This is a genomic window from Winogradskyella sp. A3E31, assembly GCF_046720935.1.
Classification (GTDB): domain Bacteria; phylum Bacteroidota; class Bacteroidia; order Flavobacteriales; family Flavobacteriaceae; genus Winogradskyella.
Genome location: NZ_JBHNWH010000006.1, coordinates 186,004 through 206,332, shown reverse-complemented (window position 1 = coordinate 206,332; position 20,329 = coordinate 186,004). Strand labels below are relative to the sequence as shown.

General features: G+C 35.2%; 18 protein-coding genes. 3 read left to right on the top strand and 15 right to left on the bottom strand.

Annotated features, from left to right (window positions below; genetic code table 11):
• Positions 1-39 precede the first annotated feature (39 nt).
• The 8 genes from ACFEMA_RS09365 to ACFEMA_RS09330 form a co-directional block, all read right to left on the bottom strand.
• Positions 40-1,281, bottom strand: a complete 1,242-nt coding sequence (locus ACFEMA_RS09365; protein WP_411767883.1) for an NRAMP family divalent metal transporter — start codon at positions 1,279-1,281, stop codon at positions 40-42.
• Positions 1,265-1,825, bottom strand: coding sequence for an RNA polymerase sigma factor (locus ACFEMA_RS09360; protein WP_411767882.1), 561 nt, complete (start codon positions 1,823-1,825; stop codon positions 1,265-1,267). The genes ACFEMA_RS09365 and ACFEMA_RS09360 overlap by 17 nt, the downstream gene beginning before the upstream one ends.
• The gene (locus ACFEMA_RS09355; RefSeq protein ID WP_411767881.1) at positions 1,816-2,925 is read right to left on the bottom strand and encodes a glycosyltransferase; all 1,110 of its coding nucleotides are present in this window, start codon (positions 2,923-2,925) and stop codon (positions 1,816-1,818) included. The genes ACFEMA_RS09360 and ACFEMA_RS09355 overlap by 10 nt, the downstream gene beginning before the upstream one ends.
• A 6-nt stretch (positions 2,926-2,931) precedes the next feature.
• Positions 2,932-3,135: a membrane or secreted protein gene (locus tag ACFEMA_RS09350; protein WP_411767880.1), complete on the bottom strand. Its 204-nt coding sequence runs from the start codon at positions 3,133-3,135 to the stop codon at positions 2,932-2,934.
• A 119-nt stretch (positions 3,136-3,254) separates the two neighbouring features.
• Positions 3,255-4,040, bottom strand: a complete 786-nt coding sequence (locus tag ACFEMA_RS09345) for an anti-sigma factor domain-containing protein (RefSeq protein ID WP_411767879.1) — start codon at positions 4,038-4,040, stop codon at positions 3,255-3,257.
• A 2-nt stretch (positions 4,041-4,042) separates the two neighbouring features.
• The gene (locus tag ACFEMA_RS09340; protein WP_411767878.1) at positions 4,043-4,582 is read right to left on the bottom strand and encodes an RNA polymerase sigma factor; all 540 of its coding nucleotides are present in this window, start codon (positions 4,580-4,582) and stop codon (positions 4,043-4,045) included.
• Positions 4,583-4,669: 87 nt separating this feature from the next.
• On the bottom strand, positions 4,670-5,683 hold the full coding sequence (murB, locus tag ACFEMA_RS09335; protein WP_411767877.1) for a UDP-N-acetylmuramate dehydrogenase: 1,014 nt from the start codon (positions 5,681-5,683) through the stop codon (positions 4,670-4,672).
• The gene (locus ACFEMA_RS09330; protein ID WP_411767876.1) at positions 5,683-6,873 is read right to left on the bottom strand and encodes a pyridoxal phosphate-dependent aminotransferase; all 1,191 of its coding nucleotides are present in this window, start codon (positions 6,871-6,873) and stop codon (positions 5,683-5,685) included. The genes murB and ACFEMA_RS09330 overlap by 1 nt, the downstream gene beginning before the upstream one ends.
• Before the next feature lie 247 nt (positions 6,874-7,120).
• Between ACFEMA_RS09330 and ACFEMA_RS09325 the strand changes: the two genes are divergently transcribed.
• Entirely contained in the window at positions 7,121-8,356 is a 1,236-nt protein-coding gene (locus ACFEMA_RS09325) for an aspartyl protease family protein (RefSeq protein WP_411767875.1), read from the top strand.
• Positions 8,357-8,374: 18 nt separating this feature from the next.
• Here the strand turns inward: ACFEMA_RS09325 and ACFEMA_RS09320 are convergent, their stop codons facing one another.
• Complete coding sequence (locus ACFEMA_RS09320; RefSeq protein WP_411767874.1) at positions 8,375-8,800, bottom strand: DUF1573 domain-containing protein; 426 nt, start codon at positions 8,798-8,800, stop codon at positions 8,375-8,377.
• A gap of 185 nt (positions 8,801-8,985) precedes the next feature.
• On the opposite strand from ACFEMA_RS09320, the gene ACFEMA_RS09315 reads away from it, so the two are divergent.
• Positions 8,986-11,616, top strand: a complete 2,631-nt coding sequence (locus ACFEMA_RS09315; RefSeq protein ID WP_411767873.1) for a valine--tRNA ligase — start codon at positions 8,986-8,988, stop codon at positions 11,614-11,616.
• Positions 11,617-11,687: 71 nt separating this feature from the next.
• Here ACFEMA_RS09315 and rodA read toward each other — a convergent pair whose 3' ends face one another.
• The 6 genes from rodA to purH form a co-directional block, all read right to left on the bottom strand.
• A complete protein-coding gene (gene rodA, locus ACFEMA_RS09310; RefSeq protein ID WP_411767872.1) occupies positions 11,688-12,968 on the bottom strand; it encodes a rod shape-determining protein RodA in 1,281 nt (426 codons plus the stop codon).
• Positions 12,965-14,908, bottom strand: a complete 1,944-nt coding sequence (gene mrdA / locus ACFEMA_RS09305; protein ID WP_411767871.1) for a penicillin-binding protein 2 — start codon at positions 14,906-14,908, stop codon at positions 12,965-12,967. The genes rodA and mrdA overlap by 4 nt, the downstream gene beginning before the upstream one ends.
• Positions 14,905-15,408 carry a rod shape-determining protein MreD gene (mreD, locus tag ACFEMA_RS09300; RefSeq protein ID WP_411767870.1) on the bottom strand — a complete coding sequence of 168 codons (504 nt, stop codon included), beginning with the start codon at positions 15,406-15,408 and terminating at the stop codon, positions 14,905-14,907. The genes mrdA and mreD overlap by 4 nt, the downstream gene beginning before the upstream one ends.
• Positions 15,401-16,222 carry a rod shape-determining protein MreC gene (gene mreC / locus ACFEMA_RS09295; protein ID WP_411767869.1) on the bottom strand — a complete coding sequence of 274 codons (822 nt, stop codon included), beginning with the start codon at positions 16,220-16,222 and terminating at the stop codon, positions 15,401-15,403. The genes mreD and mreC overlap by 8 nt, the downstream gene beginning before the upstream one ends.
• 9 nt (positions 16,223-16,231) lie before the next feature.
• Entirely contained in the window at positions 16,232-17,260 is a 1,029-nt protein-coding gene (locus ACFEMA_RS09290; protein ID WP_411767868.1) for a rod shape-determining protein, read from the bottom strand.
• Between the two features lie 123 nt (positions 17,261-17,383).
• Positions 17,384-18,913, bottom strand: a complete 1,530-nt coding sequence (gene purH / locus ACFEMA_RS09285) for a bifunctional phosphoribosylaminoimidazolecarboxamide formyltransferase/IMP cyclohydrolase (RefSeq protein WP_411767867.1) — start codon at positions 18,911-18,913, stop codon at positions 17,384-17,386.
• A 143-nt stretch (positions 18,914-19,056) separates the two neighbouring features.
• On the opposite strand from purH, the gene ACFEMA_RS09280 reads away from it, so the two are divergent.
• A complete protein-coding gene (locus ACFEMA_RS09280) occupies positions 19,057-20,307 on the top strand; it encodes an ABC transporter permease (RefSeq protein ID WP_411767866.1) in 1,251 nt (416 codons plus the stop codon).
• Positions 20,308-20,329 lie beyond the last annotated feature (22 nt).

Genomic DNA, 20,329 nt, shown 5'->3' with positions numbered 1-20,329 from the left:
TTCGGCTACAAAGATAGGAACTTAATAATTAATAGGGTGTTAAAGAATGGTAAGATACCATAGGCTAAAACCTATAAGAAATATAATGCCTAACCAGCATAAAAGGTGTAAAAATTGACTTGGCTGCCACTCTTTAGGGATTCTTTTTGAAGACATTAGTCTATAATTTATAATGGCATAGAACGGAGCTGTTAAGAATGATAGAACGGTTGCAAACTTTACTAAGCTTCCTAATTCTGCACTTAAAAAGAAAAAGATTAGCATAGATCCAAAAAACAGAGTAAATAGCCAGAATAAATAGCTCTTTTTCTTTTTCGTCTTAAAAAGTAATGTTGTGGTGCGTTCCATAACTCTTGGTGAGCCGTCAAGAGTTGTAAGGGTAGTGCTGAACATGGTCGTAAAAGCTGCTGCGCCTATGACAACATAAGACCATTCACCCAAACTATTAGTGTACATGCTAATGAGCTGCGCTGAAAATTCACTCGCATTAGTGCTTAATGTTTCGCCAGAATTATACATAACAAGTGCTCCAAGGGATAAAAAACCGATACCTAAAAAAATGGTTGTTATGTATCCGATATTAAAATCGAACAATGAGGATTTTGTTTTAAACTCTTTTTTGTTCTTGCTTTTTTCCAAAGCCCAAAGAGAATGCCATATCGATATATCCAAGGGAGCTGGCATCCAGCCCATAAAAGCAATTAAAAACACCCAACTATTTTCTTCAGGAAAAATTTGAAGCATTGATATGGGATTCTGATTCTCGCTGAAAGAGGTGATAACTGCAACAATAGTGCTTATGGTTAGCGTTATAATGATGATTTTCATTAAAACGTCCAATACCTTATATTTTCCGATGATAAGAATCGTTGAGCAAATCGCTAGAATGAGGAGTGTCCATAATTGAATACTAGAAACTGTTAAACCCCCAATTGTAAGAGGACTAATTTCTCCGATAAGGTTATTGGCTAAACTTGCTGTAACAATAGTCACAGCAGTCTGAATGGTAAACATTGTGGCAAATGTTAGGATAAAATAGGCAATCAATACCCATTTACCCATTCTTTGGTAACCATCTACCAAGCTTTCTCCAGTAGCCATCGCATATCGTGGGCCAAACTGAAAAAAAGGATACTTAAAGAGATTAACTAACAGCAGTGCCCAAAGCAATCCAAACCCGAACCCAGCACCAGCTCTAGTTGATTGTACAAGATGAGATACACCAATCGCAGCACCTGCAAAAATCAACCCAGGGCCTATTTTTTTAAGCATTGTGATCATTGCTTTTTAGAATAATACCAGATAATAGTTTTTTTGCTCGTAACAGTTTCACTTTTACATTGTTTATTGGCTCCTTAAGTTTTTCGGATATTTCCTTATAACTCATTTCTTGAAAATACCTTAACTGAATAACTTCTTGATAATGAGGTTTCAGTTTTTTAATATCCTTTAAGAGCTTAGCAAGGTTTTGTTCAGTGATGATATTGTCTTCTGGAGAAGGGGATTCATCGGCTATGTCATAAATTTCCTCATCGACATCCCAGGTTTTACTTTGAATGGAGGATTTATGCTTCCTGATTAAATCAACATGTAAGTTTTTTGAAATGGTAATCAGCCAAGTTTTGAATGTGTATTTTTCATCATAGGTTTCTATTTTATCAAAAGCCCTAGAAAATGTTTGAATGGTAATATCCTCAGCATCATTTTCATTTTCTGTGCGTTTTAATTGAAAGCCATAAACATCGTTCCAAAAGGTATCTAATAGAAAATTAAATGCTATTTGATTATTTTGTTTGGCAAGGCGTATAGCTTCTATTACTTCCAATGTTTGGGTTTTGAAATCTGATTAGCTATAAATATATACAATTGCGTAAGAATTAGAAAGATTTCTAAGAAGGGTGATAAAAAAATGAGCCCTTTTTCTTTAAAAGTCTTTGTAGCGGAATGGATTGTAGTAAAATAGATTGAAAACCTAATTAAAATAAGCCCTAAGACTATTTGCCACATAAAGAGTTGTGATAATAAATAGGCTGAAAATACCCAAAACCCTATCTGGGTAAAATAAAATGTAGCTAATAGAGCTTTGTGTTTTAGTTTATAGAATTTAGATGTACTGATGTGTCTTCTCTTTTGAAGAATCCAATCCTTAAGTGTCTCTTTTGGGTCTGATACTGTAAAACTCTCTGAATTGAAACAAACGGATGTGTTTTTGCCATTAGCAACTTCGTTAATAAAAAGATCGTCATCACCAGACATAATGTCTAAGTGGTTCATAAATCCAGAGTTGTTTAAAAAAAGAGATTTTCTATAGGCCAAGTTACGGCCAACTCCCATATACGGATTGCCTAGTTTAGCATAAGAGAGGTATTGTACTGCCGTTAGAAGTGTTTCATAACGGATAAGTTTATTGAGAAAAGACGGTTTTTCTTCATAACCACTATAACCAAGAACAATAGATTTTTGGGTTGAGAAATGGTTAGTCATCTCAGTTATCCAATTTAAGGAGTTGGGTTTACAGTCCGCATCGGTAAAAAGAAGAATGTTATTCTTGGCAGCTTTTATGCCAAGGGTCAATGCATACTTCTTATTTCCCCAAAACTTTTCTATCGGCTTCACATCTACGATTGTTACATTTTTATGTTTTAATTTAATAGATTTAATGACATCCAAAGTAGTGTCGGAAGAGTTGTCATTGATTAGAACAACTTCGAAATTAGGATGATTTTGATTGAGGATGTAGCTTATGTTCTTTTTTAAATTCTCTGCTTCATTTTTGGCACAGATAATTACAGAAACGGAAGTATTTTTTTTAGGCTTGGCAGTATTTGTTCGGTTATTAAAGGCCACAAAAAAAGTCACATAATAAGCGACTTGTAGGGCTACTATGACTATAAAGCCATAGAAAATAAATGTTAACAATAACATTTAGAATTATGAGTGTTGAGGTTCTGCACAGTCTTCAAATTGGTCAGGAGTTTTTCCGCAAAACCCACAAGCTTCACCCTCCTTATTGAGCATAGGATTTTGACTGGCGCAAGTGCCCGCGAATTCACCATCTTTTTTTGCCCATATTTTAATTGCAATACCCGCAAAGGCTAATACTAAAAGTCCGAGTGTGAGTAATAAAAGTTTCATTTATATGTTTTGAAATTTTATACAAAGATAATAGTTTTAATAGACTTAAATGAATTATGTCCAAGCACAAAAAAAGCCACTTTCTAAGTGGCTTTTCAATTATAGTATAAGTGTTGTAATTATTTATTCTTAAGTAATATTTCTGCAACTTCATTATCCATACCAGGTACATTTCCATTTCTATTCTCAATTGTAATACTGAGGGCTAATGCATCTTCCATGTATGGTATTGGTCTTAGCCTTCGCTCAGTTTCATCTAAAATACCAAGGTTAATCATTTTGTCCTGAAATTCAGCCCATATTTGGTAATATTGCTCTTCTGGCAACTTAGGTAGTGTCACAACATCTATCATAGACGTTTTTTCAACAGGATTAATGTATGCTACAGTTTTTAGATCTTTAGCACGCTCATTACCCTTAAAAACATATTTTTGGGCATCAGGGTTGTTAAGTTTTTGTAGCTGTAGAGCCAAATCGTTTAATTGTGAGTTGTTCTTCTCAATATCACTTCTCAAATCGAACAATTCATCAACAACAACATCATTTTCAGAATGTAATTCTTTATTTTCTTGATAGAGTGTAAAGCTGTAAAATCCAAAGGCAAAAGCAGCGACACTAGCCGCAATGCTATACCAAGGAGTCTTATTTGGCTTCTTTAATGCAACGACTTTGGTTTCTTCCTCTGTGGCTTTAAGTATTTTATCCAATGAACCATAAGGGGCTTCAACAGCATTCACCTTAGCTACTATCTCTAAATTATTTTGCAATTTCTCATAAGCGGCATTGACCTCAGGGTAGCTGTCAATGTAATGTTCAACTTCTACAGACTCTGTAATAGAAGTGTCGCCCACAAGATACTTTTCCAGTAGACCGGATTGTAAAAATGTATGTAATTTTTCTTCCATAACTATGCGTTTAAAGGATCGTAGACTTTTTTAAGTTCTCGTAATCCAATTTTTAATCTTGATTTAATTGTTCCTAAAGGAATCTCCAGTTCATCACTTGCTTCTTGTTGTGTCATACCTTCAAAAAATAATGCCTTTAACACAATCTGGTATTTTTCCTCTAGCCGTCCTAAGTGCTCCTTAATGTCTAAGACATCTTGGTTTAAACTTTTGACTGGTAATATATATACGTTGGATTTGTCGATTTGGACTTCCTTATGGAAACGATTATTGAAACTTCTTAATTTATCTATTGCAGTGTTACGTGCTATACGGTATAACCACGTAAATAGTTTAGCCTTTTTTGAATCATATTTTTTGGCGTTTTTCCAAACCTTTATGAACGTTTCCTGTAGCGCATCCTCAGCAACCTCTTCGTTTCTGGTAACTTTTAGGATTACACCGTAAAGACTGTGACTGTAATTTTCATACAGAAGATTTAGAGCGCGCTTGTCGCTCTTCTGTAATAAGTTTATTATTTGTTGTTCTGTCGTAAGGCTCAAAATTTAGTAGGGATTTTGTACGGCTTTATTACGCGGTTGTTATTTTTAGTTGCTAAAAATACGAATTAAGTGTATGATTTGGATGTTTCAGAGGATATTAACTTCAGTTTCAATCTCAATATTAAAAAGTCGAAAAACCGTTTTTTTAATCAATTTCGCTAAATTATAAATATCCTGACCATCAGCACCGCCATAATTAACCAATACAAGCGCTTGCTTTTTATGTACCCCGTAATTACCAAAAGTTTTTCCTTTAAAACCTGCTGTTTCAATAAGCCAACCTGCAGGAACCTTAACTTCTTGGTCAGAGATTTTATAACTTGGTATGTTAGGAAAATTGGACTTTAATTGATTAAATTTCTCAACCGATACAACAGGGTTTTTGAAAAAGCTTCCACTATTTCCAATCTCTTTCGGATCGGGTAGTTTACTTTGTCTAATAGCAATAACTGCGTTAGATATATCCTTAATAGTAGGGTTATTTACATTCATTTTTGAGAGTTCATCTCTTATAGCACCATAATCAACATTAAGTTTGTGGTCTTTTTTTGTTAACCTAAACCGAACACTTGTTAGAATGTATTTTGATTTTAGTTGCCGCTTAAAAACAGACTCACGGTACCCGAAATTACAATCCTCTTTATTGAATGTTTTTTCCTCAAGAGAGGCAATATCTAATGCTTTGCAACTCTCAAAGACATCCTTTAGCTCAACACCATAGGCGCCAATATTTTGCATTGGTGCAGTGCCAACATTTCCTGGTATTAAGGAAAGATTTTCAACTCCACCATAATTATTGTCTATGCAAAACAAAACAAACTCATGCCAATTTTCTCCTGCACTTACTTCTACAGTGATGGTATTTTCAGTTTCTGAAATAATTGTAATGCCTTTGATATTAATGTGAAGCACCAAGGCATTAACATCTCTAGTCAGTAAAATGTTGCTTCCACCGCCTAGTATAAAAAGCTCATCTTTCGGATGTGTAGAAATGACTTCCTTAAGTTCCTCAACAGTGGAAATACTACAAAATTGTTTTGAGGATACATCAATACCAAAGGTATTATAGGGTTTTAGCGAAACATTTTTGGTAGCATTCATTAATCTTGATAGACTTTAAGAGCTTCTTCAAGAATTTTGACTGCTCTGAGTAAGCTTTCTTCCTTTAGAACATAGGCTATTCGTATCTGGTTTAATCCAACACCAGGAGTTGAATAAAAGCCTGCTGCTGGTGCAACCATTACTGTTTGATTGTTGTAATCAAAGCTTTCTAATAGCCACTTAGCAAAATCATCCGAATTTTTTATCGGTAACTCTGCTATACAATAAAATGCTCCGTTAGGTTTGGCCACTTTTACACCCTCAATTTTTTCAAGTGCTTTAATCAAAGCATCTCTACGTTGCACATATTCGGTATTAACCTCTTCAAAATAACTTTTAGGGGTAGCTAAGGCGGCTTCACTTGCTATTTGAGCTAAAGTTGGTGGGCTTAATCGTGCCTGCGCAAATTTTAGTGCTGTTGCTATGACGGTTTTGTTTTTTGAAACGAGGTAGCCTATCCGAGCTCCACACATACTGTATCTTTTCGAAACTGAATCGATAACTATGGCATAGTCGTCTAATCGAGGTTCTTGAAGAATTGAATAGTGCTGTATGCCATCATAAACAAACTCCCTATATACTTCATCAGCAATTAAAAATAAATCGTGCTTAATGACGAGATCAGCCAATTTTTGAATTTCTTCCTTTGAATATAAATAACCAGTCGGGTTTCCTGGGTTACAGATAAGAATCGCTTTTGTCTTATCGGTAATCAACTTTTCAAATTCTTCTATTGGAGGTAGCGCAAAATTATCATCTATTTTTGAAATAACAGGCACTATATTTACTCCAGATGCTCTAGAAAATCCGTTATAGTTGGCGTAAAAAGGTTCAGGGATAATAATTTCGTCATCATCATCCATAATACTACCAAAGGCAAAAAGTAATGCTTCACTACCGCCTGTTGTAACAATAATATTATCATGAGAAACATTAATGTCATTTTCGGAATAATAATCAGCAATTTTAATTCTGTAATTTTCAGAACCTTCTGAACGTGTATATGCCAAGATGTCTAAGGAATGAACTTTAACAGCATCCATGGCTATAGTTGGGGTTTTTATGTCTGGCTGCCCTATGTTTAAATAAAACACATCCTTTCCATCTTTATGGGCCTGCTCTGCATATGGCACCAATTTACGAATCGGGGATTCGGGCATTAATCGTCCTTTCTCAGATATTTTGGGCATTTTGTTTTTTGTTTAGGGGGCTAAGTTCTAAAAATTCTTAAAGTTTATTTAAAAAATTGACTTAAAATTATAGTGTCACTTAAAGATTTGTACATTACTTTGTTGATGTTATAGAATGAAAATACACCTAAACTGTATAATACTACTAAGTTTTCTCATATTTGCTCAAAGTTCCTTTGGTCAAAACTCCTTTAATTTATCTGACAAAAAAACCAGAAGAATTAAATTTAAGCTCGTTAATAATTTAATGATAATCCCATTAGAACTCAATGGAGTTCAACTTTCGTTTGTTCTAGATACCGGGGTAAGTAAACCAATTCTTTTTAATATTGTTAATACGGACTCATTAAAGATTAAGAATGTACAGACCATTTATCTTCAAGGGTTAGGCGGTGATGGAACAATAGAAGCTCTCCGTTCAAGAAAGAACACACTAAAAGTAGGTAGAGCAATAACTGTTAATCAAGACGTGTATGTGGTTTTCGATAGTTCAATAAATTTCACACCAAGATTGGGAGTGCCAGTTCATGGAATTATAGGTTACGACATTTTTAAAGATTTTATTGTAGAGGTTAATTATCAAGCTAAGTTTATAAGGTTGCATAAACCACAATATTTTAAACCAAAGAAATCCAAAAAATGGGTGACAATGCCTATTAACCTTTATAAAAGCAAACCATATTTAGATGCTCAAGTTCAAATACGTGATTCGTTACGTCCAGTGAAATTATTAATAGACACAGGTGGTAGTGATTCTGTTTGGTTGTTTGAAGATAAAGCTCAAGGCATAATTTATGAACAAAATCAATATTTTGAGGATTTTCTTGGAAAAGGGCTCAGTGGGGCAGTTTATGGGAAACGTTCTAAACTCAAGGAGTTTAAAATCGGTGATTTTTCAATAGAAAATGTTAATGTAGCATATCCGGATTCATCTGCTTTAAGTATAGCGAGAAACTATAGGGAAAGGAATGGAAGCGTTGCAGGTAATATCCTTAAACGATTTAATTACTTTTTTGATTATGGTAATAAGGAAATCCACATAAAAAAGAATGGTAACTTCAAACTTCCATTTTATTATAATAATGCAGGGATTGTTCTCGAGCAAAGTGGTAAAAGGTTGGTTAGAGAAAGATATAGCAGCAAGGGGTTTGATGCATATAATAGTTCAGAAAATGATGGTGCAACTAAAATTGACGTTTCTATAAACTACAGATATGTCCTTATGCCAGCATATCAGATTGTTGAGTTAAGAGAGTCCTCTAATGCAAAAGAAATAGGGTTAGAAATTGGTGATGTACTCGTATCTATTAACAATAAAGAGACACATACACTTTCGCTTCAAGAAGTCAATAAATATTTTTATGACAAAGAAGGCAAATCTATTTCCATTAAGGTCGATAGGGACGGGGCAATCTACACTTACCGTTTTAAGCTAGACAACGTATTCAAAAAAAAGAGCCCTCAAAAAGAAGGCTCTGATTAAATTATTATGGTAAATATATTACTGCTCTACACTGCTTTTAGGTTTTTTCTCTAAAACACTTTGCTTATCAGGATCTACAACAAGACCTTTAATTTTTAATGCCACTGTTGGAGTTTCAGCGTTTGATACAACTGTAATGGTCTTTCTAATTGGGTTAACACGATTTGTATCATATTTTACCTCAATCTCTCCTTTTTCACCAGGCATAATAGGTCCCTCAGGCTTTTTCGGCACCGTACAACCGCAAGTAGATTTTACACTTGAAATTATTAGTGGAGCATTTCCCGTATTTGTAAATTCAAATACGCGTACACCATTGGCACCCTTTTCAATAGTACCGTAATCTATAACATCTGTTTTAAATTCTATTTTTGCTACTTTCTCCTGAGCATTAAGTCCTAAACTCAATAGGCCTAAAAATAGAATTGCAACTAAATTTTTCATGATATTCATTTTAAATTTATAAATCAAAGCTACTTACTTTTTCAATTTTAGCAAAATTTATCGGTTGTATTGCATCTTATTTAACAGTAAACACACATTTTATACATAATACAATGGCCTAACTATTCCTAAAAAAAAGAAATATAAGTACTTTTGCCAATTACTAAGCAAAAAGGATACCAAACATGGAAATACCATCAAAATATAAGGCTTCAACCGTTGAAAGTAAATGGTATGATTACTGGCTGAAACATAATTATTTCCATTCAGAACCAGACCAAAGAGAGCCTTATACTATTGTTATTCCCCCACCAAATGTAACCGGGGTACTTCATATGGGGCACATGTTGAACAATACCATTCAGGATGTATTGATTCGTCGTGCACGTTTACAGGGCAAAAATGCATGTTGGGTTCCAGGCACAGACCATGCCTCCATTGCAACAGAAGCTAAGGTGGTCGCTAAATTGAGAGAGCAGGGTATTGACAAAAATGACTTGTCGAGAGAAGAATTTTTAAAGCATGCTTGGGATTGGACGGATGAATACGGTGGTGTTATTTTAGAGCAGCTTAAAAAATTAGGCTGTTCTTGCGACTGGGACAGAACCAAGTTTACGATGGATGACGACATGTCTGAGTCCGTTATCAAAGTTTTTGTGGATTTGTACAATAAGGGTCAGATTTACAGGGGGTATCGTATGGTAAACTGGGATCCTGAAGCACAAACCACACTATCTGATGAAGAGGTTATTCATGAAGAACGTACCGATAAGCTCTACTATGTAAAGTACCAAATTGAAGGAGAGAATGAATTTGTGACGATTGCAACCACAAGACCAGAAACCATTTTAGGAGATACAGCGGTTTGTATAAACCCTAACGATGAACGTTTTAAACATTTAAAAGGCAAAAAGGTTATTGTTCCAATTTGCAATAGGATAGTGCCTATTATTGAGGATGATTACGTAGATGTAGAATTCGGAACTGGATGTTTAAAGGTAACACCTGCACATGATGTTAATGATAAAGACATCGGGGATAGACACAATCTTGAAATTGTAGATGTATTAAACCCTGATGGAACATTAAATAGCTACGGATTGCATCACGAAGGAAAAGATAGGGTAGCTGCCAGAATGGATGTCGCTAAAGAATTAGACGAGCAAGGCATTTTGGTTAAAACTGAAAATATAACCCATAATGTTGGGACATCAGAACGTACTAAGGCCGTCATTGAACCGCGCTTAAGTGATCAGTGGTTCTTAAAGATGGAAGAACTAGCAAAGCCAGCTATTAAAGCTGTCCTTGAGGATGAAGAGGTGAAACTATTCCCAAAGCGTTTCAATAATACGTATCGCCACTGGATGGAGAATATTCGTGATTGGAACATCTCTCGTCAATTGCGTTGGGGTCAGCAAATCCCAGCGTATTTCTATGGTGACGGTAAAGAGGACTTTGTGGTTGCCGAAACTTCAGAAAAGGCTCTAGACTTAGCCATTCAAAAAACAGGTAGGGCTGATTTAAAAATTTCCGATTTAACTCAAGAAAGCGATGTTTTAGATACATGGTTTTCATCATGGCTCTGGCCAATGAGTGTTTTTGACGGTATTAGAAACCCCGAAAATGAGGATATTAAATATTACTACCCAACTAATGATCTGGTAACAGGGCCCGATATTTTGTTCTTTTGGGTGGCACGTATGATTGTTTCTGGTTATGAATACAAAGGAGAACGACCATTCGAAAATGTTTACTTAACAGGTTTGGTAAGGGATAAACAACGCCGAAAAATGTCTAAATCCTTGGGTAATTCACCCGATGCGTTAAAATTAATAGATACTTATGGTGCAGATGGTGTAAGAGTTGGTTTGCTCTTGAGTTCAGCTGCGGGAAATGATTTAATGTTCGATGAGGAGTTATGTAACCAGGGAAAATCCTTTGCAAATAAAATTTGGAATGCGTTTAGATTGGTTAAAGGATGGGAGGTCAAGGACATCCCTCAACCCCAGTCTTCACAATTATCTATTGAGTGGTTTGAATCTAAGTTTCAAAAGGCACTTTCAGAAATAGAAGATCATTACAGTAAATACCGTTTGTCTGATGTTTTAATGACTACCTATAAGCTAATATGGGACGATTTCTGTTCGTGGTTATTAGAGATGATAAAACCAGGATATCAAGAGCCTATAGATTCTAAAACTCATAAGAGTGTTGTTGAAATATTTGAAAACAACCTCAAAGTTCTTCATCCGTTTATGCCATTTTTAACCGAAGAAATATGGCAGCTTATGACCGAAAGAACGCCAGAAGAAGCATTGATTATCTCAAAATACCCTGAAAAAGAAGCTTTCAATAAGCAATTGATTTCTGACTTTGAAATGGTTAAAGAAGTTATTTCAGGAATTAGAACGATTCGCAAAGAAAAGAATATTTCATTTAAAGATAGTGTTGAGTTATCTGTTTTAAATAAAGAAGGCCTTGATGAAAAATATAATTCAGTAATTTCTAAAATGGGTAACATTTCTGAATTAAAAATAGTTGATGAGCCAATTGAAGGGGCATTGACTTTTAGGGTAAAATCCAATGAATATTTTATTCCTATTTCTGGAGCTATTAATGTCGAAGAAGAAATAAAAAAGCTAACAGAAGAATTAAATTATACAGAAGGTTTTTTAAAATCGGTAAGAGGTAAATTGTCTAATGAGCGCTTTGTAAATAATGCTCCAGATGCAGTCGTAGCTTCAGAACGAAAGAAGGAAGCTGATGCACTTGCTAAAATTGAGACTATTAAAGCAAGCTTGAAAAGTCTTAAATAGACAAAATCTTTTAGATTATAACATTAAAAGGCGATTGGGTAATATTATCTAATTGCTTTTTTTCTGTCATTTTACCATTCATTTATTTTATTGGAATCCAATTTTATAAAAATAAAAAGTAAAATAGTAAAGCCCATCAATCCCGACCCTCCATAACTAAAGAAAGGCAAAGGTATACCTACAGTTGGGATAAGTCCCATAACCATACCGGTATTGATTAAAAAATGGATAAATAGAATAGAAGCCACAGAATATCCGTAAACCCGACTAAATTGGGATTTCTGTGCCTCAGCTAAAATCAAAACCCTAACGATAAGTAAAACAAAGCATATAACGACCAGAGAAGACCCAATGAAGCCCCATTCTTCTCCAACAGTACTAAAAATGTAATCCGTATGTTGTTCAGGCACAAATTTCCCTGTGGTTCGAGTGCCCTCCAAAAATCCTTTTCCGGTAGCCCCACCAGAACTAATGGCCTTTTCAGACTCGTTGAGGTTATATAGAATGGTTTGTTTCATTTGCTGAAGCTTAACCGGGTCTTTTTCGAGTCTCAGCCATAAGCTGATTCTATCTTGCTGGTGTGGCTTTAAAATCGAGGTATAAAAAAATTTGACACCAACAGCAAGTAGGATGCCAATGACGATTATAGCTATTGATTTTAAGACAGGTGGTTTTCGTTTGCGTCTTGCTAGATTATACAAAGCTGCAATTAGTATTAGAACCATCGTTGTGATTACTATACCAAACTTTAAGGATAAAACCGAAACTAAGATAAGACCAGTTAATGCAGCTAAGTAGATTTGCTGTAGGCCCTCGCGATAAAAAACAAAGAAAAACGCACTGTAAACGATGGTACTACCTGCATCATTTTGGAGCAATATTAAAAATGCCGGTACAAGTATAATCAAAACTGTGCGTAGCTGATCCTTAAAGGTTTTCATGTCCGTTTGAAGGTCACTGATGTACTTTGCTACAGCCAGTGCAGTAGCAAATTTTGCAAACTCACTAGGCTGAAGTGTCATACCACCAATGCCATACCATGATGTTGCACCATTAACGTTTTTACCAAAAATAAATAGACCTACAAGAGAGAGCATAGAAACTAAATAAATAATACTGGAAAATCGTTCGTAAAATTTAGCTTCAATGGATAAAATAATAATGATTAAAACAATAGAAACCCCAATAAAAAATGTTTGTTTTCCATAGGGTTGGGAAAAATCGAGATAATTGGTGATTTCTCCAACATGGGATGCGGATATAATGTTGACCCAGCCAAAAAGAACTAAAAATAGATATAGAAAAATGGTAAGCCAATCGAAATTAAATTTGCCTTTATTTTCTCTCGTCATAACTTAAGGCTTGTTGATTTAATCTCGGCTTTCATTTTCAAAAGTTTTTGAAAATCTTCATCTTCGATGGGGTTGAGCATACTTTGTCTGTTAATGCCAAAAGGTTCTCCAGAATAAGGTTTTTCATACTCATGTTCTAAGGAATGACGAAGTACAAAATTCTCCATATCAGTCCGTGTGATTTCACCTTTAAGGTAGTTTTCAATCATTAAACTCGCCATTCTACCAGCAAATCGACTTCCAAAATATCCATTTTCAATAAATACAGCAATAGCTATTTTCGGGTTATCTTTTGGTGCAAAGGCAACAAAAATTGAGTGATCCGTAAGCTGTGTTTTCTTACCATCAATTATGGCAAAGTTTTCTGCAGTTCCAGTTTTTCCACAAATCTCAATATTAGGGATTTGGAGATGTGCTGCAGTACCTTTATTATAAACATCAAACATGCCTTGCACTATGGGCTCAAAATGTTGTTTGTTTATGGTTGTGTAATTAGGTGTTGTATATTTTTCGTCTAGGGTTTCACCCTCTATGTCTTTTACAATATGCGGTGTGTAATAGTAGCCTCTATTGCCGATGGCTGCAGCCATATTAGCTAATTGAATCGGTGTTGCCAATACTTCACCTTGACCTATGGCATTAGATATAGTAAAGGTTGTGTACCATTTATTTTTGCCGTAGGCATTATCATAAGTACTAGCAGAAGGGACTTTACCTGGTTGCCCAACAGCCAAATCATTATTTAAATAATTACCAAGTCCAAAACTTTTTATATGATTGCTCCAGGTGTCCATGCCCTTTGCTGGCGAATCGTATTTGTCTATTATCCTGCGATACACATTGGCAAAATAGGCATTGCAAGATTCGTATATGCCTAAATTCATATTTGCTGGACTTGCATGAGCATGACATCCCATACGCCGATTACCGTAGCGATAACCCATAGAACAGCTAAAGCGGTCTTGCGTAGTAACAACCCCTTCTTGAAGAGCAATCAGTGCATTAAGTGTCTTAAAGGGTGATCCTGGAGGGTACATAGCTTGTAAACCTCTGTCAAATAAAGGCTTTGCTATACTATCTCGATAAAGCTTGTTAAAATTTTCAGATCTATTTCTTCCTACTAAAATGCCAGGATCGTAGTTTGGCCCAGAAACCATTGCTAAAATTTCACCACTGTTTGGTTCAATTGCGACAATTCCGCCGCGTTTGTTCTCCATTAGGAGCTCACCATATTTTTGAAGATTAGCATCGATAGTTATTGTAATGTCTTTTCCAGGCTGTGGAAGTGTATCGTGTATGCCTTCTTTATAGGGCCCAATATCTCTATTGAAACGGTCTTTTTGGATAAACTTTATGCCTTTAACCCCCCTTAAAGTTTTCTCGTAAGACAATTCTACTCCTTGCTTGCCAATAAGGTCACCCATTTTATAGTAAGAATCTCTATTAATAATGGCATTGTTCACTTCCCCAATATCCCCAAGTACATTAGCACCAATATCCGTTTGGTAAGCTCTCAACGACCTTTTTTGAATATAAAAGCCTTCAAACTTCCTCATTTTTTCCTGTAGGACAGCATAGTCCTCCTTTGATAATTGGGATACAAAAGGAGAGGGTAATCTCGGAGAATAATTATAGGCCTTGTTATAGGTTCTTAAAAAATCTTCCTTAGTGATTTTTAGAAGGTTGCAAAATTCGAGAGTGTCCAAAGGCTCTACCTCTCTCGGGATGACCATAACGTCATACGAGGGTTGATTGGCAACTAAGAGCTTACCATTTCTATCATAAACATAGCCACGTTTAGGGTAGTTATAAACTTTCCTAATGGCATTGTCTTCATAAAGGTCATACTCTACATCCGAATATATTTGTAGGTAAAACAGTCGGGCAATAAAAATTATCCCGACCAAAATGACCATCATAAAAAGTAATAGTTTTCTCATTTACGCCTTCCAAATAAAACAATTAATAATACACAAATAATTAGAGTGAATATTCCCGAGAATAACGTTTGTTGAAGAATTTGAAGTATGTTACTTATGTTAAAAATTTCAAGAGAAAATAAGACGAGATGATGCAAAAGTGTCATTGTTGCCACATATATTGTTAAATTCCCTAAATCCGTATGGCTGAATTTTATGGTTTGATATTCATATAACGTTCCAAACGAAAATTTTAAAAACAAAGGCCTTGCATAAGCGATAACTACTGAGGCTGCTGCATGTACACCACCAGAATCCGAAAACATATCAATTGTAGTTCCGATTAAAAAACTTAAAAAAATAACTTGTAAGCGACTATCTTTTACAGGAAATAAAAGAATAAAAAGGATGTAAATATATGGATTAATATAACCCATAAAATTAATGTTATTACATATCAGAACCTGGGCAAGTACTAAAAGAATAAACCGTATAACATTATTGGTAACCTTACTATTCATTAATGGTGTTTTCTAAGGTTCTGATTTCTTCTATGTCGAGATTCTCTACAATATAAACGTGGCCAATATTCGTCATGTCATTAAAGAGCTTCACATTGATGGTATATGTATCACCACCTATGTCTGTCGTAAAATTTGCTATGGTACCAATTCCTATTCCTGGTGGAAATATGGATGATTGACCTCCTGTAACAATAGTATCCCCCTCTTTTACTGGAGCAAATTTGGAGACATCAATAAGTTGTGCAAATTCTGGAGAGTCACCATTCCATGTAAGTGAACCAATATGGTTTGATGATTTTAATTGTGCATTGATTTTACTTTTTGTATTCAAGATAGAAAGGGTTGTAGCATACCCGTTAGAGGTGTTTTCAATAATCCCAACAATACCGTTTGAAGTAATTACACCAAAATCTTGTTTAACTCCATCTCGTTTCCCTTTGTTTAATAATAGGTAGTTGTTTGTAGAAGAGTAACTGTTCTTGTAAACATCTGCTGATATAAACCTAAAGCTTTTATCTGTATAACTGGTATCTATAAAAGTGCTGTCTAAATTTTGTTCTAGATTGAAAAGTTGATTTCGAAGCCTTTTATTTTCCTCTAATAAGAGCTCATTGTCTTCTTTAAGACCAAAATAGTCACCTATAGATCCAAAGGTGCCATAAATGCCTCCTGATATTCCATTAGCAGAGTTAATAAATTGACTTTTGTGGTATGAATGAGATTGAATGGTTAGGGAAACAGCAAAGCCAAAGAGTAATAGGAACAATAAAAATGTCTTGTTTCTAATTACAAAATTGAATATTTGTTGCATTACCTAAGCTTATTTAATCAATACGCTTTTGTATTTAGCTAAATTTTTAAGAACGATTCCTGTACCTCTAACAACGGCACGTAAAGGATCTTCCGCGATATAAACAGGTAAATCTGTTTTCTGGGACAAACGTTTATCCAGACCACGAAGCATAGACCCTCCACCAGCTAAATAAATACCTGTATTATAAATGTCGGCAGCTAATTCAGGTGGGGTTTGTGATAAGGTTTCCATAACAGAATCCTCAATTCTTAATATAGACTTGTCTAGAGCTTTTGCAATTTCGCGATATGAAATCTGAACTTGTTTTGGTTTTCCGGTTAATAAGTCACGTCCTTGAACACTCATATCTTCTGGTGGTAACTCTAATTCTTCCGTAGCAGCACCTATTTGTATTTTAATTTTTTCTGCCGTGCGGTCACCAACATATAAGTTATGTTGGGTTCTCATGTAATAGATAATGTCATTTGTAAAGACATCACCGGCAACTTTTACAGATTTGTCACATACAATACCACCAAGGGCAATAACAGCAATCTCTGTGGTACCGCCACCGATATCTACAATCATATTTCCTTTAGGCTGCATAATGTCAACACCAATACCAATAGCAGCTGCCATAGGCTCGTGGATAAGATAGACCTCTTTACCATTAACCCGTTCACAGGATTCCTTTACAGCTCGCATTTCAACCTCAGTAATACCAGAGGGAATACAAACCACCATTCTCAATGCAGGATTGAAAAACTTCTTTTTTAATGCAGGGATGTTTTTGATAAACATGCTAATCATTTGCTCTGAAGCATCAAAATCTGCAATAACACCATCTTTCAACGGTCTTATGGTTTTAATGTTTTCGTGCGTTTTTCCTTGCATCATGTTGGCCTCTTTACCAACAGCTATTATTTTACCTGAAATACGGTCTCTGGCGACAATCGATGGATTATCGACAACGACCTTATCATTATGAATTATTAATGTATTTGCGGTTCCTAGGTCAATGGCTATTTCTTCCGTTAGGAAATCAAAAAATCCCATATGCTGTTATCAATTATTTGGGTTGTATAGGTGTTTATTCAGTATAGTTGTAAATGTAACACATTATACGAAATTATTTTGTTCTTAGACGTTGTTAATCTTACAATTTAAGGATTAATTTTTTTAGTGCTTAAAATGACGTGTACCTGTAAATACCATAGCAACATTATTTTCGTTACAATAATCAATACTCAATTGGTCTTTTATAGAACCTCCTGGTTGAATCACTGCCAATATTCCTGCGTTTTTTGCTATCTCCACACAATCTGGAAATGGGAAAAAAGCATCACTCGCCATTACGGCTCCTTCTAAATCAAAATCAAAAGACTTTGCTTTATGGATGGCTTGATTTAAAGCATCAACACGACTAGTTTGTCCTGTTCCACTTGCACACAATTGCTTGTTTTTTGCTAAAACAATAGTGTTGGATTTAGTATGCTTGCAGATTTTAGAAGCGAAAATAAGGTCTTCGAGCTCCGATGAGGTTGGAGTTGTTTTTGTTTCGTTTGTAAGCCCTTCAATAGCATCTGTTTTGTTGTCTCTATCCTGAACTAAAACCCCGTTAAGACAAGTGCGTACTGTAGTTTCTGGTAAGTCCACATCATTTAAAATCAAAAGAATTCTGTTCTTTTTGCCTTTTAAGATCTCTAAAGCTTCAGTACTAAATGAAGGTGCAATAACGACTTCGCAAAATAAACTGTGAATTTTTTCTGCCGTAGCCTTATCAATTTCAACGTTGCTGATTAAAATACCCCCAAATGCAGAAACAGGGTCGCCTGCTAAAGCATCAACGTAAGCTTGGTGAACGGTATCGCGTTGCGCAAAACCACAAGCGTTATTGTGTTTTAGGATAGCAAACGTAGGCGCTTCACCTTTAAATTCTAAAATTAAATTTACAGCAGCATCCACATCCAATAAGTTGTTGTAACTTAATTCTTTGCCATGAAGTTTTGTAAACATCGCATCAAAATCACCAAAAAAGAATCCTCTTTGATGTGGGTTTTCACCATATCTTAATACTTTACCATTAGTTTCACTAATTTTTAATGCTGCCTCAGAATGATCAGCATTGAAGTAATTGAATATAGCTGTGTCATAATGCGAAGATACGTTGAATGCCTTCATGGCATACGATTTACGATCATCATCTGAAGTAACCCCATCTTTATCATTCAATAGGTCCAAAAACGATTCGTAATCATTTACTGAAGATACACAAAGAACATCCGCATAGTTTTTTGCAGCAGCACGGATTAAAGAAATACCGCCAATATCAATCTTTTCAATGATATCTTGGTGAGATGCGCCTGAGGCAACGGTCTTTTCAAAAGGATATAAATCCACAATGACTAAGTCAATTTGGGGAATTTCAAATTCTTCTAACTCGGCAACATCACCATCATGATTTTGACGATTTAAAATGCCTCCGAAAACTTTTGGATGCAACGTTTTAACGCGCCCACCTAAAATAGAAGGGTAAGACGTAATGTCCTCAACGGCAATCACATCGATTCCGAGATTTTTTATAAAGGTTTCTGTACCTCCAGTTGAATAAATAGTGACTCCCAGATTGTCTAATTTTTTTACAATGGGTTCTAATCCATCTTTGCTGAAAACAGAAATTAGCGCTGATGAGATGGTTTTGTTGCTCATGATGTTGTGTTGTGAAAATTAAAAGCGTAAAAATACATATTAGTTAAAAAAAAGTAAGGCAGAATGAGACTTTGTTTAAAAAATTTGTAACAATTAATTGTTGAAAACGTCCTATCTTTAATCCTTAAAGAAATATTGCATCAATGCTGGTTTATTTACGAATTTTTAAAGAGAGTTTTGGGTTTGCGTTAAACGCATTAAGAAACAACAAACTACGAACATTTTTGTCTCTTCTAGGTGTTACCATTGGTATCTTTTCCATCATTGCGGTATTAGCGGCTGTAGATTCTTTAGATAGAAAAATTAAGGAGAGTCTCTCTGGTATAGACTCTAATACAGTTTATCTCACGCATTTTAGTTTTGGTCCAACAGAGGTTCCTCGATGGGAGAGAGAGAATTTTGAACCGATGACCTATGAAGATTTTGAGTTTGTTAAAAAAAATGTACCCAACATTGAAGCTGCTGCGTATGCTATTTTCGGGTCGAGTGAAGTTGTAAGGTATCAAGGGGAAAGTGTTGGCCCTACAACGATACTTCCAATTACAAGAGGAATTTATGAAATTGATGATTTCAAAGTTGAGAAAGGACGATTTTACAATGAAGTAGAATCTGAAACAGGATCACCTGTGACCGTTTTGGGGAATTCACTAGCTGAAAATTTATTTGGGGACGAAAATCCAATTGGTAAAGAAATAAGAATCTACGGTAGAAAACTAAAGGTCATTGGAGTTTTGGAGAAAATTGGAATAGCTATAGGAGATTCACCAGATGATAGGGCATTCTTACCAGCAAATTTTGTAAGGACATTTAAAAGAACGGGTAAATCTGGATTGCCAGGTGCTGTAATTATGAAACCGGTAAAAGACGCAGATATGGGAGCTTTTGAAGAGGTTTTAAAGCAAAAATTTAGAGCTCATCGCGGATTAAAAGCAAATGAAATTGATGACTTTTTTATATCAAAAATCTCTGGATTCGTTGATGTAATCGACGGAATCATTTCTGGTATGAATTTAATAGGTTGGCTCATTAGCGGTTTTTCGTTACTTGTGGGCGGTTTTGGTATTGCTAATATTATGTTTGTTAGTGTTAAAGAGCGTACCAATCTTATCGGTATACAAAAGTCATTGGGTGCTAAAAATAAATTTATCTTGTTTCAGTTTTTATTTGAAGCAACTATCCTTGCCGTAGTTGGTGGATTGGTTGGTTTAGCCCTGGTTTGGATACTGACCTTAATTGCTAACGGATTCTCAGGTGATTTTGAATTTGTATTATCGTTTGGCAATATGTTTTTAGGGTTTGCCATTTCTACAATTATTGGTTTGGTATCTGGTGTTATACCAGCGATTTCCGCATCTCGACTTGACCCTGTTGAAGCCATTAGAACAGGAATGTAATATTTTAGTTAGAAGTTAGAAG

Bases quoted from the DNA above. Each gene is read 5' to 3' on its own strand.
- ACFEMA_RS09365 (WP_411767883.1), bottom strand. From the start codon at position 1,281: ATGATCACAATGCTTAAAAAAATAGGCCCTGGGTTGATTTTTGCAGGT.
- mrdA (WP_411767871.1), bottom strand. From the start codon at position 14,908: ATGAGAAAACTATTACTTTTTATGATGGTCATTTTGGTCGGGATAATT.
- ACFEMA_RS09355 (WP_411767881.1), bottom strand. From the start codon at position 2,925: ATGTTATTGTTAACATTTATTTTCTATGGCTTTATAGTCATAGTAGCC.
- mreC (WP_411767869.1), bottom strand. From the start codon at position 16,222: ATGCAACAAATATTCAATTTTGTAATTAGAAACAAGACATTTTTATTG.
- ACFEMA_RS09330 (WP_411767876.1), bottom strand. From the start codon at position 6,873: ATGCCCAAAATATCTGAGAAAGGACGATTAATGCCCGAATCCCCGATT.
- ACFEMA_RS09320 (WP_411767874.1), bottom strand. From the start codon at position 8,800: ATGAAAAATTTAGTTGCAATTCTATTTTTAGGCCTATTGAGTTTAGGA.
- purH (WP_411767867.1), bottom strand. From the start codon at position 18,913: ATGAGCAACAAAACCATCTCATCAGCGCTAATTTCTGTTTTCAGCAAA.
- mreD (WP_411767870.1), bottom strand. From the start codon at position 15,408: ATGAATAGTAAGGTTACCAATAATGTTATACGGTTTATTCTTTTAGTA.
- murB (WP_411767877.1), bottom strand. From the start codon at position 5,683: ATGAATGCTACCAAAAATGTTTCGCTAAAACCCTATAATACCTTTGGT.
- ACFEMA_RS09325 (WP_411767875.1), top strand. From the start codon at position 7,121: ATGATAATCCCATTAGAACTCAATGGAGTTCAACTTTCGTTTGTTCTA.
- ACFEMA_RS09290 (WP_411767868.1), bottom strand. From the start codon at position 17,260: ATGGGATTTTTTGATTTCCTAACGGAAGAAATAGCCATTGACCTAGGA.
- ACFEMA_RS09345 (WP_411767879.1), bottom strand. From the start codon at position 4,040: ATGGAAGAAAAATTACATACATTTTTACAATCCGGTCTACTGGAAAAG.
- rodA (WP_411767872.1), bottom strand. From the start codon at position 12,968: ATGACGAGAGAAAATAAAGGCAAATTTAATTTCGATTGGCTTACCATT.
- ACFEMA_RS09280 (WP_411767866.1), top strand. From the start codon at position 19,057: ATGCTGGTTTATTTACGAATTTTTAAAGAGAGTTTTGGGTTTGCGTTA.
- ACFEMA_RS09315 (WP_411767873.1), top strand. From the start codon at position 8,986: ATGGAAATACCATCAAAATATAAGGCTTCAACCGTTGAAAGTAAATGG.
- ACFEMA_RS09350 (WP_411767880.1), bottom strand. From the start codon at position 3,135: ATGAAACTTTTATTACTCACACTCGGACTTTTAGTATTAGCCTTTGCG.